Consider the following 14,304-nt stretch of genomic DNA (forward strand, 5'->3'; position numbering starts at 1 on the left):
CCCGCGCCGCCGCGGCCGTGCCCGCTACCACCACGGTGACCACCGAAACCGTCAAGACCGCCCCCGTCACGGCGCGCAAGGCGGCCCCGGTCAAGCGCAAGGTGGTGCGGCGAACGACAAGCCCGGTCCGCGCTTCCGTGGTGGAGAAGACGACCACGACCGTCACCCAGCGCTGAACGGCCAATGGCGCACATGGCGGCTTTCCGAACGGGAGCCGCCATGTTTCGCGCATGACGACCGATCGGGTCGGAACAATCGCGGGCGGCGCGACTTATCAGGCTGACTTTACGCAGCGAGGCCGATCATGTTGTGGACCATCCTTGTCATCCTCCTCATCCTGTGGGCATTGGGCGCGTTCGTCATGCCGGTCGGCGGTGCGTTGATCCATCTGCTGCTGGTGCTGGCGCTGGTCGTGCTGATCTATCAGCTTGTGGCGGGCCGACGGGTTCCCTGATCTCTTAAGTTCAGCACGTCCTGAGTAATGTCGGTATTTATCGCGGCAGTCGTTGCGGCGGGCGCATGAAGAGTTGATCCGGATCAGTATGTTTTTTCAGGAACGCACCCGCGATCCGGGATTTTTAGCCATGATGAATGAGAGGTTTTATCGTGGCGACATTATGGGAATATCACGGATCACAATTTTTGCAGCAGCGTTTTCAGGAGGAACTTTCCTATTGGAATCGCGAGCGGCTGTCGCCGGCATTTCCGTCGGACATGACGGCGGACAGGTTCGACCGTGACCGGCGCATGCTCCGGCTGGAGCATGGCTTCATCGAGGAACTGCGCGCCGAGGTCCGCGAGAAGGCGGCGCGGGCGCCGACCGATCCCGACGGGTTCATCGCCTGGTTCGAAGGGCTGAAGGAAAGCGGGCCGGGCCAGCACGATCCGCTTTTCCCCTGGCTGGCGCAGGAAGCGAGCCGGGACGAAATCCGGTGGTTCCTCTCGCAGGAGGCGGCCGGGGAAGCAGGGTTCGACGATCTGGTCGCGCTGACCCAGGTGAAGCTGCCGCCCCGCGCCAAGCTGGAACTGGCGCGCAATTATTGGGACGAGATGGGTCGGGGCAACGCCAAGGGCATGCATGGGCCGATGCTGAGCCAGTTGGTCGACATACTGGACCTCGACATCGGCATCGATAGCACCGCGTGGCAGAGCCTGGCCCTCGCCAATGCGATGACGGCTATGGCGACGTCGCGCTGCCACGCATGGCACAGCGTGGGCGCGCTGGGGGTGATCGAGCTGACCGCGCCCGGCCGCTCCGCGCATGTCGCCCAAGGCCTGCGCCGCATCGGGCTGAGCGGCGGCGAAAGGCGTTATTTCGATCTGCACGCCGTGCTGGACGTGAAACATAGCCGCGACTGGAACGATGAGGCCATAGCGCCGCTTGTCGCCGAAGACCCCCGGCGGGCGACCGCCATGGCGGAAGGCGCGCTGATCCGCCTGCGATGCGGGCAGCGTTGCTTCGAGCATTATCGCGCCCATTTCGGGCTGGGATGAGGCGCGATGTCGGCGAACCCCAAAATCCTGCTGGTGGAGGATGATCCGGCGGTAGCCGGCATCATCGCAGAGTTGCTGGAGGAGGCGGATTACGAAGTGGACGGTCCCCATGCCAGCCTGGCCGACGGCATGGCGGCGGTCGCTGCGGACTTCCCGGCGGGCGCAGTGCTCGACGTGCGGGTGGGGGATGGGGACGTCGGCCTGCTGGCCGACGATCTGGACCGATATGACATCCCTTATCTGTTCTGCACCGGCGTCTTTGCGCATCCCGCGCTGGATGCCCATCCCGGCGCGCCGCTGGTGCCCAAATGGGCCTTGTCGCGACAGTTGATCGATGCCCTGCGCCGGATCGTGCATTAGAAAGAGGATGCCCCCATGAGCGCGCCAGATGGAAAGGGCGATACGGCCGAAACCCTGTCGCCGATCATCTCCGAAGATATTGAGAAGGCCGCCGCCGCATTGCTGAAGGACTGCTGTTCCGCGGAACTGACCCTGGCGACGGCGGAAAGCTGCACCGGCGGGTTGCTTGCGTCGCTGCTGACCGATGTGGAGGGCGCAAGCCATGCCTTCGAGCGCGGCTTCGTCGTCTATAGCGAGGATGCCAAATGCGAATTGCTCGGCATCCGCAGCGAGCGGATCGAGGCCTGCGGCGCGGTCAGCCGGGAGGTGGCGGTGGCGATGGCCGAAGGCGCCATCGAACGGTCCCATGCGGACATCGCCCTTGCCGTAACCGGCTATGCCGGCGCGGCGTCGCCGGGGGAGGAGGCGGGCCTGGTCCATTTCGCCTGCGCCAGGCGCGGCGGATCGACGGCGCATCGGGAGGAACATTTCGGCGATATAGGGCGAGGGCCGGTGCGGATCGGCGCGATCCGGGTCGCGCTGGAGATGATGAGGCAGGCCCTTGAGCAAGGTTGAGGATTTCGCGTCGATCCATAGCCACGGCCTGGTCCGCATCGCGGCGGCGACGCCCAGGGGCAGCGTCGGCGATGTGGGAGCCAATGCGCGGGAGATCCGCGCGCTGGCGCAGCAGGCGGCGGACGGCGCGGCCGACCTGGTCCTGTTTCCCGAACTGTGCCTCTCCTCCTATGCGATCGACGACCTGCACTTGCAGGAGGCGCTGCTCGACCGGGTGGAGCGGGAAGCGGCGGCGCTGATCGAGGGGAGCGCCGGCTGGCCGGTGCTGCTGGTCGGCGCGCCGCTTCGCCGCGCCGGGCGGCTCTACAATTGCGCGCTGGTCATCGCGGACGGGCGGCTGCTGGGCGTGGTGCCGAAAAGCTATCTGCCCAATTACCGGGAATATTATGAAAAGCGCTGGTTCGCGCCCGGCGCCGGTCTTTCCGGGCTGGAGATCGATGTCGGCGGCCATGTCGCGCCGTTCGGCACGGACCTGCTGTTCGCGGCCGACGGCTATGCCGACTTCATCTTCCATGTCGAGATCTGCGAGGATTTCTGGGCGCCGCTGCCGCCCTCCACCATGGGGGCGATGGCGGGTGCGCTGATCCTGTGCAATCTTTCGGCATCCAACATCACCATCGGCAAGGCGCGCGACCGGCATCTGCTCTCCGCCTCCCAATCGGTGCGCTGCCAGGCGGCCTATGCCTATTCGGCGGCGGGCGCGGGCGAGAGCACCACCGACATGGCCTGGGACGGGCAGGCCATGGTGCATGAACTGGGCGAACTGCTGGCGGAATCGGAGCGCTTCGGGGATGCGGCCGAGCTGCTTTATGCCGATGTCGATGTGCAACGCCTGCGGCTGGAGCGGATGCGCAACGGCACTTTCAACGACAGCGCCGTCGTCGCGGGCCATCCGGAAACCCGCTTCCGCACCGTCCGTTTTCCCTTTCGGCGCAGTGGCGGGGACGTGGGCTTGCATCGGTCGCTCACCCGCTTTCCCTTCGTCCCTGCCGATCCGGCGCAGCTTGCGGCGGATTGCTACGAGGCTTTCAATATCCAGGTCGAGGGGTTGGTCACGCGCTTTCGGGCCACGGCGGGCAAGCATTTCGTCATCGGCGTGTCGGGCGGGCTGGATTCCACCCACGCGCTGATCGTCGCCGCCAAGGCCTGCGACCGGCTGGGCCTGCCGCGCTCCGCCATATTGGGCTATACCATGCCGGGCTTCGCCACGGGCGAACTGACCAAGGGCAATGCCTGGGCGCTGATGAACGCGCTGGGCGTCGCGGGGGAGGAGATCGACATCCGTCCCGCCGCGCGCCAGATGCTGAGCGACATGGGCCATCCCTTCGCGCTGGGAGAGCCGGTCTATGACGTGACCTTCGAAAATGTGCAGGCGGGGCTGCGCACCGACTATCTGTTCCGGTTGGCCAATCGCCATGGCGGCTTCGTGGTGGGCACGGGCGACCTCAGCGAACTGGCGCTGGGCTGGTGCACCTATGGCGTGGGCGACCAGATGAGCCATTATGCGGTCAACAGCGCCATTCCCAAGACGCTGATCCAGTTCCTGATCCGCTGGTGCATCGCGACCGGCCAGTTCGACGCGGCGACCGCCCGGATATTGGACGCGATAGTGCATACCGAAATCTCGCCCGAACTGGTGCCGGCGGGGGAGGACGGCGCCTTGCAGAGCACGGAGGATCGGGTCGGCCCCTATGCGCTCAACGATTTCTTCCTGCATCACATTGCGCGCCTGGGCCTGCCGCCGTCGAAGGTCGCCTTTCTGGCATGGCACGCCTGGCGGGACGCCGGGAAGGGCGCGTGGCCGGCCGATTATCCGGAGAGCGCCAAATGCGCCTATGACCTGCCGACGATCCGCCATTGGCTGGAGAATTTCCTCCACCGCTTCTTCGCGATCAGCCAGTTCAAGCGGTCCGCGCTGCCCAATGGGCCGAAAGTCTCCTCCGGCGGCGCGCTGTCCCCCCGCGGCGACTGGCGGGCGCCGTCGGACGGGACTGCGACTGTCTGGATCGACGAATTGGCCCATGGCCTGGATGGCGATGAAAATAGAGCCTGATCCACGTCGAAGTCTTCACTCGGCGCTGTGACCACATGTTGGAACAATAGTCTGAATACGGATTTTATGATCGATGCCGATATTTCACATTCACCTGTTCAACGACGATAATGTGATCGACGAGGCCGGCCAGCAATTCGCCGACGTGGCGGAGGCGCGGGCCGAAGCCGTCCGCAGCGGACGCGAAATCATCGCGGAACATGTCATTCACGGTCGGCCGATCAACCTGGATCATCATCTGGTCCTGCAGGACGATCAGGGCCGAAGGTTGGAAACGATATATTTCCGCGATGTCGTGACGTTCGATGGCTGACCTGCGAGGATTCCGCGGGGCGCCCCTGTCGCGCATCATCGCCTTGCGGCCCCTGCGTCCCATGATGTGGAGCGTCGGCTGATGCCGCATCCAGCCTTGCAACTGTTCCTCAACCGCCTTCTGCTTCGCTCTGCGCTGGCGGAGGAGGAACGGCAGGCGATCCTGTCGATGCGCGTCCATCCGGCGCAGGTGTCGCCCAATGTCGACATCGTCCCTCCCGGCCGTCTGGTGACCTATTCCTGCCTGGTGGCGGAGGGGCTTGCAGGGCGGTTCGGGCAGTTGCCGAGCGGCCTGCGCCAGATCACGGCGATGTATATTCCCGGCGACATGTGCGACCTGCATTCCGCGATGCTGCCGCGGGTGGAATGGGCGTTGCAGGCCCTGTCGGCGCCGCTTGCCTATCTGAAGATCCCGCATGAGGAATTGCTGCGGGTATCGCGAACCTATCCCCGCGTGGCGGAGGCCTTTTGGCGCGACTGCGTGGTCGACGCCTCCATCATCGCGCAATGGGTGGTCAGCCTGGGCAGGCGGGACGCGACGGCGCGCACCGCGCATCTGCTGTGCGAAATGGCGTTGCGCCTGGAATGCGCGGGTCAGGGCTCGCGCGAGGCCTTCGAACTCAAGGCGACGCAGGCGCACATCGCCGACGCGCTGGGCATCACGCCGGTGCACATGAACCGCGTCGTCCGCGGGCTGAGGCTGCAGGGCGTCCTGTCCTGGACCGGGCGCACCATCCGCGTGCTGGACTGGGACGGCCTCGTCCGCATCGCGAGCTTCGACAGCGGTTATCTGGAAATCCCTCGGGAATAGCTCATGGCAGCCAGCTTGCCGCCAGCGACAGGGCGCAGAGGAAGGTGACGCCGGTCGTCGTCCAGCCCAGCAGGTTGGTCCAGCGGCCATTGGTGCGCGCGCCGACCACGCCGGGGCGGTTGGTGAGCAGCATCATGAGCAGCAGCAGCGGCGGCACGGAAAAACCCTGGACGATGCCCGACCAGACCAGCGCCTTCATCGGGTTGAAGCCCAGGAAGTTCATCGCCACAGCCAGCACCGTCACCGCCGCGATGATGGCATAGAACAGCCTGTTGTCCTGCGGCGCGTCATGCAGGCTGCCCGCGCGGCCCAGCCCCTGCACCACGTCATAGGCCGCGCCCGTGGTCATCACCGGGACCGCCAGGAAACCCACCCCTACCACGCCGGCGGCGAAGAGGAATTTCGCGGCCTGACCGGCGATGGGCTCCAGCGCGGCGGCGGCGTCGGCGGCGGTCTCGATCTCCGTCCGTCCGGCGGCGTGGAGGGTGATGCCGGTCGCGAGCAGGATGAAATAGAGGATGAGGTTGGAAAAGATCATGCCGGTCAGCACGTCGCGGCTCGTCCGCTTCATCTCCGACGCGGTCGCGCCCTTGCGCTGCCAGAGTCGGCGGCGGCCCAGGGCGATCTGCTCCTCCACCTCCTGATTGGATTGCCAGGTGTAGATATAGGCGGAAAGCGAGGTGCCTATGCAGGCGACGATCAGCGACAGCGATTGCGCATCGATCCTGAGCGCGGGGATGAAGGTGGCGCGCAGCACCGCGACCGGATCGGGCCGGGCCATGACCGCCGCCGCCACATAGGCGAGGAGGATGAGCGCCAGCCAGCGGAACACGCGCCGGATGAGCATGTAGGAACCGAAATATTGCAGCGCGAAGATGATCGCCGCCGCGCCCACCACGATCAGCGGCACCGGGATCGGCACCAGCAGGTTGAGCGCCGCGCCGATGCCGCCCAGGTCCGCCGCCGCCTCTATGATGTTGCCGGCGAAGGCGAGCGTCACCAGAGGCAGCAGCAGCCAGCGCGGGAACTGATCGCGGATGCAGGCGAACAGGCCCTTGCCATAGACCTGCCCGATCTTCGCCGACAGATAGACGACGACATACATCATCGGCAGCAGGACCGGCGCGATCCACAGAAAGGCAAGGCCGTAGCGCGCCCCAGCGCTGGCATAGGTGCCGATCGCGGAAGGATCGTCGTCGGCGGCGCCCGTCACGATGCCGGCGGCAAGCATCTTCATGACGCCCCGGCGCGGCCTGTCCATCGGCATGCCGGTTTTCAGCGGTTCACGGGATTGGGCAGTCAATTTCCACCTCGAACGGGCAAAGCCGTGGTTCAACACGGCAGGCACGGCAGGAGGTGCATGGCCGTTAATCCATGATAGCGGGCCGGTTTCCAATATGCGCCGATGCCGGATTTTCGATCACATGGGTTAGCGGATCGGCGGGGTGGCGCCGCCGGACCGGAACGCGCTCCGCCGGACGGGAATTGGGGCGGCATGGCGGATCAAATGGCAGATTGGGCGGCTGCGATGCGGGCGGGGGACCATGCCGCCGCCTGGGCGATTTCGGAACGGGAACTCCAGCGCCGCGACCCGGCCCGCCGGGACGATCAGGCGCTGCCTTATCATCAGCGCTGGGTATGGGACGGGCGGCCCTATGAGGGCAGGCATTGCCTGGTGCGCTGCTATCATGGGTTGGGCGACAGCATCCAGTTCGCCCGCTTCCTGCCGATACTCGCGGCGCGCGCGGCGTCGCTGACGGTGGAGATGCAGCCGCGCCTGATCGACATCATCGCCGGACCGGGCGGCGTCGTCCGCTTTCTCCCCTTTCTGGACGCCCATCCGATGCCGCCGTCAGAATGCGACCTGGAGATCACCGAACTGGACTTCGCGCTTCGGCTGACCCCAGCCGATGCGCCGATGCCCTATCTCGCGCCGGAAAGGGGCGTGCTGCCGCATGGTTGCGTCGGGCTTTGCCATGGCGCTGGGTCATGGGACGCGGCGCGTTCCATACCGCCGCACCTGCTGGCGCCGATCTGCGCCATGGCGCCCTGCATCAGCCTGATGCCCGAACCGACGACGCTGCCCGTGCTGAACCCGGACGGATGCCCCTTCGACATGAAGGCGACGGCGGCGCTGGTCGCCGCGACGGAGCTTGTCATAACCGTGGACACGATGATCGCGCATCTGGCCGGCGCCATGGGCAAGCCGACCTGGCTGCTGCTGAAGTCCGATCCCGACTGGCGCTGGCCGGTGGGCGCGCGCGGCACGCCCTGGTATCCGTCCATGCGCATTTATGCCCAGCAGAGCGCCGGGGACTGGGAAACACCATTGGCCGAACTGGCGCGCGACCTTGCCGCCCATCCGGCGATCACAGCGGAAAGGTAGCTGAACATGGGAGGCATGCCGACCCCGTCCGTGCCCGTGTCCTGGGGGGAGTTGCTGGACAAGATGACGATCCTGCAGATCAAGCAGGAGCGGATCGCCACGCCCGCGGCGCGGGACAATGTGGGCAGGGAATATCGGATGCTGAGCGCCATTGGCGGGCAGGCCCTGCGGGATGGGGCCGTGGGCGGACTGGTCGAAAGCCTGAAGCGGGTGAACGAGGCGCTTTGGGAAATCGAGGACGCGATCCGGGGGGAGGAGGCGGCGGCGCGGTTCGGCGCGTCCTTCATCGACCTTGCCCGGTCGGTCTACCGGATGAACGACCGGCGCGCCGCGATCAAGCGGGAGATCAACCGCCTGCTGCAATCCGAACTGGTGGAGGAAAAAAGCTATGCCGCCTGCGCGGGGGATTGAGATGCGGCGGCTGGGCGTCCTGACATTCCACCGTTGCATCAACTACGGTTCCTATTGGCAGGCGCGCTGCCTGGTCGAGGGATTGCGCGGCATGGGCGTCGAGGCCGAATTGCTGGACCATGACTCGCCGCGCGTCACCCGGGCCGAGCTTCGCTGCGCGCTCAGCCCCACCCTGCCGCAGCGGACGCCGCGCAGCGATTTTCCGGCCTATGCGCGCAAGACCCGGAAATTTCGCGAGGCGTTCGAGCGATTGCCCCTGTCGCGCCGGTTTCCCATCGATCGGCCGGAAGAGATGGGGGATTATGACGCCGTCATCGTCGGCAGCGACGAGGTGTGGAACCTGCGTCATCCCTGGTATGGCGGCTGTCCGGCCTTTTACGGAACGGGGGTTCGCGGAACGCTGATCTCCTATGCGGCCAGTTTCGGCAACCAGAATGCGTCGGATGGACTGTCCGACCATTGGGCCAGGCAGATCGGCAACTTCGCCTCCATTTCCGTGCGCGACGAAAACAGTCGCCGGATGATCAGAACCGCGCTGGGGCATGATCCCGACGTCGTGCTGGATCCTTGCCTGCAATTTCCCGGACCGGCAGCGCGCAGCGGCGCGTCCGGCGAAGGCTATGTGGCGCTTTACGGTCATAATTTTCCGGAATGGTTCCGGCTTTCCGTCCGCAACTGGGCAAGGGCGCGGGGGCTGCCCATCCGCAGCATAGGCTATCGCAACGACTGGGCGGACGAGCAATGGCTGGAGGCAGGACCGCTGGAGTTTGCCGAGCTGATGGCGGGCGCGGACGCGGTCGTCACCAATTTCTTCCACGGCTGCGTCTTCGCTTTGCTGAATCGGCGTCCTTTCGTCGCGGCGCCGTCCGCCTACCGCATGAACAAGGTGCGCGACCTGATGCAGGGGCTGGGCGCGGAACGGCACATGATCCTGCCGGAGGATGATGACCGGACCGTCGCCCGCCGCCTCGACGAACCGCCCGCGCCGGCGGTGCGGCAGCGCATCGATCGATTGCGGGCGCGGTCGAGCGATTTCCTGCGCCGGGCGCTGGCGATGGCGTCATGAGCGCTGCCGCGGTCAGCCCCCGCGACATGGTTTCGTCGGGCCTCTGCATCGGCTGCGGCGGTTGCGTCGCGCAGGCCCGACCGGGACAGGCCCGGCTGGAATGGAATAAGGACGGGCATCTCAATCCGGTCGGCGACCGGGACTGGTATCGGCGGCCCAGCGAAGGCCTTTCGGCATGCTGCCCTTTCTCTCCGCGCGCCATGGATGAGGATGAGATCGCCCGGCGGCGCTTTCCGGCGGCAGCGGCGCAGGATGATCATATCGGCCGTTTCGATGCCGCCTATGTCGGCCATGCCGCCGAAGCAGGTTATCGCGAGAGGGGCAGTTCCGGCGGCATGGTAAGCTGGGTCGCGGGCGAACTGTTGCGGCGGGGGATGGTGGACGGCGTAGCGCATGTGACGCGGGCCGATCCCGCGACCGAGGGGCGTCTGTTCCGCTATCGCATAGCGCGCGATCTTCCCGCTTTATGGGAGGGCGCGCAGTCGCGCTACTATCCCGTCGACATGGCCGACGTGCTGCGCGAGATCCGGGAGGTGCCGGGCCGCTATGCCGTCGTCGGCATTCCCTGCTTCATCAAGGCGGTGCATCTCGCCTGTGACGCCGATCCGTTGCTGCGGGCGCGCATCGCCTTCACCTTGGGCCTGGTGTGCGGGCATATGAAAAGCCGTCATATGGTGGCCAGCTTCGCCCGGCAGATGGGTCTGCGCCCGGCGTCGGTCCGGCAGATCGACTATCGGGTGAAGGACGCGGCGCGGCCGGCCAACTGGTACAGGGCGCGGCTTGCCGACCACGCCGGCGAGCAGCGGATGCAGGATTGGTGGCACCTGGTGGATGGGGACTGGGGGGCGGGATTCTTCCAGAACCGCGCCTGCGACTTTTGCGACGATGTGGTGGCGGAGACCGCCGACATCGCTTTCGGCGATGCCTGGGTGGAGCCCTATTCCTCCGACGGGCGCGGCACCAATGTCGTGGTGGTGCGATCGTCCGCGCTGCATGCGATGCTGCGCGAAGGGATCGATGCGGGAAGGCTGGCCTTGCAGCCCGTCGCCGCCGGTTTCGTGCGGGAAACGCAGGCGGCGGGCTTCCGCCAGCGGCGGGAAGGGCTGGCCTATCGGCTTTGCTGGCGGAAGGCGGGCGTCCGGCCGCGCAAGCGCGTACGGCCGGGCAGCGCGGGCCTGCCGTGGCGGCGCAGGATGATCTATCGGCTGCGCCACGCGATCAGCAGGGGCAGCGGCAGGGTGTTCCGGCTGGCCGAGGCTGTGGGCAGGCCCGGCCTGTTCCTGCTCTGGGCGCGGGCCATGCTGAAGCTCTACCACGGCCTTGCTTATTCGCGGGGATGGCTGGGGAGGGTGTTGGATCGTTTCGCGTGACCCTTGGCCGCAATGGTCAGCGAGCGACCGTTACAGCCTTACCCCTTGTCGCGTTCCACGAATTTGTTGAACCGGCTTTCCTTCCCGTCCTTCGTCTTGTCCTGATAGAGGAAGGCGAGATTGTTCTCATCGAAGATGCGGAAGAATTCATCCCACTCGATTTCGTCCAGCGCCTCATCCTTCTCGCGAAAGTCGATGCGCAGCAGGCCGCCGCCCTTGCCATTGTCTTCCGTCGCTTTGACGACTGCAGGGCGGCCGCCGCGATCCTCCACCCATTTGCGGATGGTGTCATGGTCGGTGGTCGTGTCCGATGCGCTCATGATGAATTCCTTTCCTTATCCCGTCGCGGCGGCGTAGATGCCGTCCATGATGTCGGCCACATGCCCCAGTTCTTCGCATCCCGGATCGAAGCGGGGGGAGCGGGCCAGCTTTTCGGCCCATTCCGCCGCCATCCGGCCGCCCCATGGATCGCCAGGCTCGGACAGCGCCTCCCGCGCCGTGCCGCGGAACAGCTCTGCCCGGAAGTCGTAGAAGGAGCCGCCGATGTTGCGGAAGGCGGCGCCCGCCTTGTCGCCGTAGAAATCGGCGGCGATCACCGCATCCTGCCCCGCATGGAGGTTCCAGGAGCAGGCGATCCGGACCATGCGCCCGTCCGCCAGATGCAGCGTCGCCATGCCGAGATCCTCGACCTGCCGGCCGCGATCCTCCAGCGGGCGTCCTTTCGCGAATAGGGCGGCCTCTATCCGCTCCACCTCAGGGAAGTCGAGCACCCAGAGCGCCAGGTCGATCAGATGCACGCCAAGATCCATCATGCAGCCGCCGCCCGACAGTATGGGATCGTAGAACCACGGCTTGTCCGGGCCATAGGCGTTGTGGAAGATGAGGTCGACGGCATGGACATGGCCCAGTTGGCCGGCGCGGACATGATCCCGCAGGGCGCGCATTCCTGCGGTGCCGCGATAGGACAGGTCGACGCCCAGCAGCCGGTCGGCGGCGCGGGCGGCGTCGATCACTGCGCGGACCTCCGCCCCGGTGCGGCCCAGCGGCTTCTGGCAGAAGACCGGCACGCCCCGCTCCAGCGCGCGGATCGACTGTTCTGCGTGGAGCGCGCTGGGGGTGGCGATGACGATGCCGTCGAGCGGCTGTTCCAGCAAGGCGTCGAGCGAGTCCAGCCGCACCGCATCGGGAGCGAGCAGGGCTGCCTCCGCACCGTTGCCGGGCAGGGCGTCGGCAATGGCGGCGGCCTCTATCCCGCCGGTCGCCAGCATGGCCTCCATCCGGTTGCGGCCGATCCAGCCCACGCCCAGAAAGCCGATGCGCGGGCGGGTGAGGAGGGCGGGGGCAGGGGCGATGGCGGCACTCATGGGACGATGATCGCTTTTACGAAGCCGTCCGGCTTGTCCCGCGTGGCGTCCAGCGCCTCGCCCAGCCGGTCGAGCGGATAGCGGTGGGTGATGAGCGGCGCGGGATCGATGCGGCCGGAAGCGACGGCCGCCACCGCTTCCCTCATCCCCTCGACATAGGCCGCCGGATCGCGCTCATGCGCGTTGATGACGTCGATGCCGCGCCAGTTCCACAGCCACATGTTCACCTGGCGCGGCCCGTCCTGATGATAGCCCGCGACGATCAGCTTGCCGCGTTCGGCGGTGAGTTCGCCCGCCAGGTCGAGCGGCCATTGCTTGCCCACCGCCTCTATCGTCCGTTCGCAGAAGCGTCCTTCGGTGAGCGCGCCGACCCGATCGATGATCGCCTGATGATCGTCCATCGCGATCGTCTCCGCCGCGCCGTGATCGCGGGCGAGGTCGAGCGAGGAGGGGCGCCGCGAAATGGCGATGACGCGGGCTCCGGCCTCCGTCGCCAGCCGGGTGAGCAGCGCCCCCAGAAAGCCGATGCCGATGATCGCGACGGTATGGCCCAGCTGGATGTCGGCGCGGCGGAAGATGTTGAACGCGCAGCCCAGCGGTTCGCCGGGGAAAGGCAGTCCGTCCAGTTCGGACGGCAGCCGCACGATGGCGCTTTCGTCCACCAGATCATGGTCGGCATAGCTGGCATAGGAGAGCGCCGCCACGCGGTCCCCCACCGTTACGGAGGTCACGTCCTTCCCGATGGCATCGACAAAGCCCCAGCCCTCATGGCCGAGCGCGCCCGGCTCCAGCGGGAAGCCTTGCCATTCCGGTCCCGCCCAGGGGGTGAGGTTGGAGGCGCAGACGCCGCACCCCTCCAGCCTTATGCGGACCTGACCGGGGCCGGGCCGCGGCATCGGAACCCGGTCGATCCGCACCGCGCCGGGGCCGGTCACGACCGCCGCGCGCATCGTCGCCGCCTTTTCGGCCGTTTCGGGCTCCGCCATCAGCAATGCGCTCATTCCGCCGCCAGCGCTATCGCGCCCTCCCCACGAATGAAGGCCTCCAGCGCTTCATGCGCCCGGTCATCTGTCATCTGCATCGGCGGATGCTTGCAGAAATAGGCGGCCGCCGGATGGATGGGGCCGCCCAGACCGCGATCCAGCGCTATCTTGGCGCAGCGGATCATGTCGATGGCGACGCCCGCCGAATTGGGACTGTCCTCGACCGACAGGCGCAGTTCCAGGTTCATCGGCACGCCGCCAAAGAGTTGGCCTTCCATGCGCAGGAAACAGACCTTGTTGTCATTCTGCCAGGCGACATAATCGGACGGTCCGATATGGATATTCTCATCCTCCAGCCGGGTTTCCGCGACCGACTGCACGGCTTCGGTCTTCGAAATCTTCTTCGATTTCAGCCGCGAACGGTTCGACATGTTGAGGAAGTCGGTATTGCCGCCGGTGTTGAGCTGATAGGTGCGGTCCAGCTTCACGCCCCGCTTGGCGAACAGGTCGGTGAGTACCCGATGGACGATGGTCGCGCCCAGTTGCGCCTTGATGTCGTCCCCGATGATCGGCACGCCGGCCCGCTCGAACCGTTCCGCCCAATCCGGGTCGCTGGCGATGAAGACCGGGATGTTGTTGACGAAGGCGACGCCCGCCTCCAGCGCGCATTGCGCGTAGAATTCCGTCGCCTGCTGCGATCCCACGGGCAGATAGTTGAGCAGCACGTCCACCTTCGCCTCGCGCAGCCGCTTTACCACCTGTGCGCGGTCGGGTTCGGCGGCGTCGGCAGGCAGGAAGGTGCGCTCGTCGGGATGGTCGGCCATGTGGTCCGCGCAGCCGTCCAGCAGGCGGCCCATCTCCACCTTGACCCCGCTTGGGCGGATATCGCCGCAGAAGGTCTGGGTGCAATTGGGCCTGGCGAAGATCGCTTCGGCGATGTCGCGGCCGACCTTTCGCCGGTCGATGTCCCAGGCGGCGGCCAACCGGATGTCGCAGGGGCGATAGCCGCCCAGTTCCCAATGCATCAGGCCGCTATGGTCGTTGCTTTCAGCGCGATAGTGCGACAGGCCCTGCACCAGCGAACTGGCGCAATTGCCGACGCCGACGATGCCGATGTTGATGGCTTGCATGATGCGTCT

The 14,304-nt window shown here is 66.5% G+C and carries 16 protein-coding genes; 11 read left to right on the plus strand and 5 right to left on the minus strand.

Annotated features, from left to right (window positions below; genetic code table 11):
* Nucleotides 1-304: 304 nt before the first annotated feature.
* The 7 genes from L286_RS48675 to L286_RS42880 all read left to right on the plus strand — a co-directional run bounded on the left by L286_RS48675 (nucleotide 305) and on the right by L286_RS42880 (nucleotide 5,585).
* Nucleotides 305-454, plus strand: a complete 150-nt coding sequence (locus L286_RS48675) for a lmo0937 family membrane protein (protein ID WP_007687214.1) — start codon at nucleotides 305-307, stop codon at nucleotides 452-454.
* Between the two features lie 137 nt (nucleotides 455-591).
* Nucleotides 592-1,494, plus strand: a complete 903-nt coding sequence (locus L286_RS42855) for an iron-containing redox enzyme family protein (protein ID WP_049775038.1) — start codon at nucleotides 592-594, stop codon at nucleotides 1,492-1,494.
* A gap of 6 nt (nucleotides 1,495-1,500) precedes the next feature.
* The gene (locus tag L286_RS42860; protein ID WP_020818385.1) at nucleotides 1,501-1,854 is read left to right on the plus strand and encodes a response regulator; all 354 of its coding nucleotides are present in this window, start codon (nucleotides 1,501-1,503) and stop codon (nucleotides 1,852-1,854) included.
* Nucleotides 1,855-1,869: 15 nt separating this feature from the next.
* On the plus strand, nucleotides 1,870-2,409 hold the full coding sequence (locus tag L286_RS42865) for a CinA family protein (RefSeq protein WP_020818386.1): 540 nt from the start codon (nucleotides 1,870-1,872) through the stop codon (nucleotides 2,407-2,409).
* Nucleotides 2,396-4,462 (plus strand): NAD(+) synthase, encoded by a 2,067-nt coding sequence (locus L286_RS42870; RefSeq protein WP_020818387.1) that lies wholly within the window; start codon nucleotides 2,396-2,398, stop codon nucleotides 4,460-4,462. The genes L286_RS42865 and L286_RS42870 overlap by 14 nt, the downstream gene beginning before the upstream one ends.
* Before the next feature lie 73 nt (nucleotides 4,463-4,535).
* A complete protein-coding gene (locus tag L286_RS42875) occupies nucleotides 4,536-4,775 on the plus strand; it encodes a DUF6894 family protein (RefSeq protein ID WP_007687224.1) in 240 nt (79 codons plus the stop codon).
* Between the two features lie 81 nt (nucleotides 4,776-4,856).
* Nucleotides 4,857-5,585 carry a Crp/Fnr family transcriptional regulator gene (locus L286_RS42880; protein WP_007687227.1) on the plus strand — a complete coding sequence of 243 codons (729 nt, stop codon included), beginning with the start codon at nucleotides 4,857-4,859 and terminating at the stop codon, nucleotides 5,583-5,585.
* 1 nt (nucleotide 5,586) lies between these two features.
* Here L286_RS42880 and L286_RS42885 read toward each other — a convergent pair whose 3' ends face one another.
* The gene (locus L286_RS42885; protein ID WP_238559341.1) at nucleotides 5,587-6,888 is read right to left on the minus strand and encodes an NRAMP family divalent metal transporter; all 1,302 of its coding nucleotides are present in this window, start codon (nucleotides 6,886-6,888) and stop codon (nucleotides 5,587-5,589) included.
* A 204-nt stretch (nucleotides 6,889-7,092) separates the two neighbouring features.
* Between L286_RS42885 and L286_RS42890 the strand changes: the two genes are divergently transcribed.
* From L286_RS42890 to L286_RS42905, 4 genes are read left to right on the plus strand one after another with little or no spacing between them, the layout of a single operon-like run.
* A complete protein-coding gene (locus L286_RS42890; protein WP_020818390.1) occupies nucleotides 7,093-7,971 on the plus strand; it encodes a glycosyltransferase family 9 protein in 879 nt (292 codons plus the stop codon).
* Nucleotides 7,972-7,986: 15 nt separating this feature from the next.
* Nucleotides 7,987-8,382 (plus strand): DUF6165 family protein, encoded by a 396-nt coding sequence (locus tag L286_RS42895; RefSeq protein WP_020818391.1) that lies wholly within the window; start codon nucleotides 7,987-7,989, stop codon nucleotides 8,380-8,382.
* Nucleotides 8,360-9,448, plus strand: coding sequence for a polysaccharide pyruvyl transferase family protein (locus L286_RS42900; protein ID WP_020818392.1), 1,089 nt, complete (start codon nucleotides 8,360-8,362; stop codon nucleotides 9,446-9,448). Before L286_RS42895 ends, L286_RS42900 begins: the two co-directional genes overlap by 23 nt.
* Nucleotides 9,445-10,818, plus strand: a complete 1,374-nt coding sequence (locus tag L286_RS42905; RefSeq protein ID WP_020818393.1) for a Coenzyme F420 hydrogenase/dehydrogenase, beta subunit C-terminal domain — start codon at nucleotides 9,445-9,447, stop codon at nucleotides 10,816-10,818. The genes L286_RS42900 and L286_RS42905 overlap by 4 nt, the downstream gene beginning before the upstream one ends.
* 38 nt (nucleotides 10,819-10,856) lie before the next feature.
* Here L286_RS42905 and L286_RS42910 read toward each other — a convergent pair whose 3' ends face one another.
* The 4 genes from L286_RS42910 to L286_RS42925 are packed head-to-tail and all read right to left on the minus strand — an operon-like array spanning nucleotide 10,857 to nucleotide 14,295.
* Nucleotides 10,857-11,138 (minus strand): hypothetical protein, encoded by a 282-nt coding sequence (locus L286_RS42910; protein ID WP_020818394.1) that lies wholly within the window; start codon nucleotides 11,136-11,138, stop codon nucleotides 10,857-10,859.
* 15 nt (nucleotides 11,139-11,153) lie between these two features.
* On the minus strand, nucleotides 11,154-12,182 hold the full coding sequence (locus L286_RS42915; protein WP_020818395.1) for a Gfo/Idh/MocA family protein: 1,029 nt from the start codon (nucleotides 12,180-12,182) through the stop codon (nucleotides 11,154-11,156).
* On the minus strand, nucleotides 12,179-13,183 hold the full coding sequence (locus tag L286_RS42920) for an MDR/zinc-dependent alcohol dehydrogenase-like family protein (RefSeq protein ID WP_021223919.1): 1,005 nt from the start codon (nucleotides 13,181-13,183) through the stop codon (nucleotides 12,179-12,181). The genes L286_RS42915 and L286_RS42920 overlap by 4 nt, the downstream gene beginning before the upstream one ends.
* The gene (locus L286_RS42925; protein ID WP_013039558.1) at nucleotides 13,180-14,295 is read right to left on the minus strand and encodes an inositol-3-phosphate synthase; all 1,116 of its coding nucleotides are present in this window, start codon (nucleotides 14,293-14,295) and stop codon (nucleotides 13,180-13,182) included. The genes L286_RS42920 and L286_RS42925 overlap by 4 nt, the downstream gene beginning before the upstream one ends.
* Between the last annotated feature and the right edge of the window lie 9 nt (nucleotides 14,296-14,304).

This window comes from Sphingobium sp. HDIP04 (assembly GCF_000445085.1).
In the GTDB taxonomy this organism is placed as follows: domain Bacteria; phylum Pseudomonadota; class Alphaproteobacteria; order Sphingomonadales; family Sphingomonadaceae; genus Sphingobium; species Sphingobium indicum.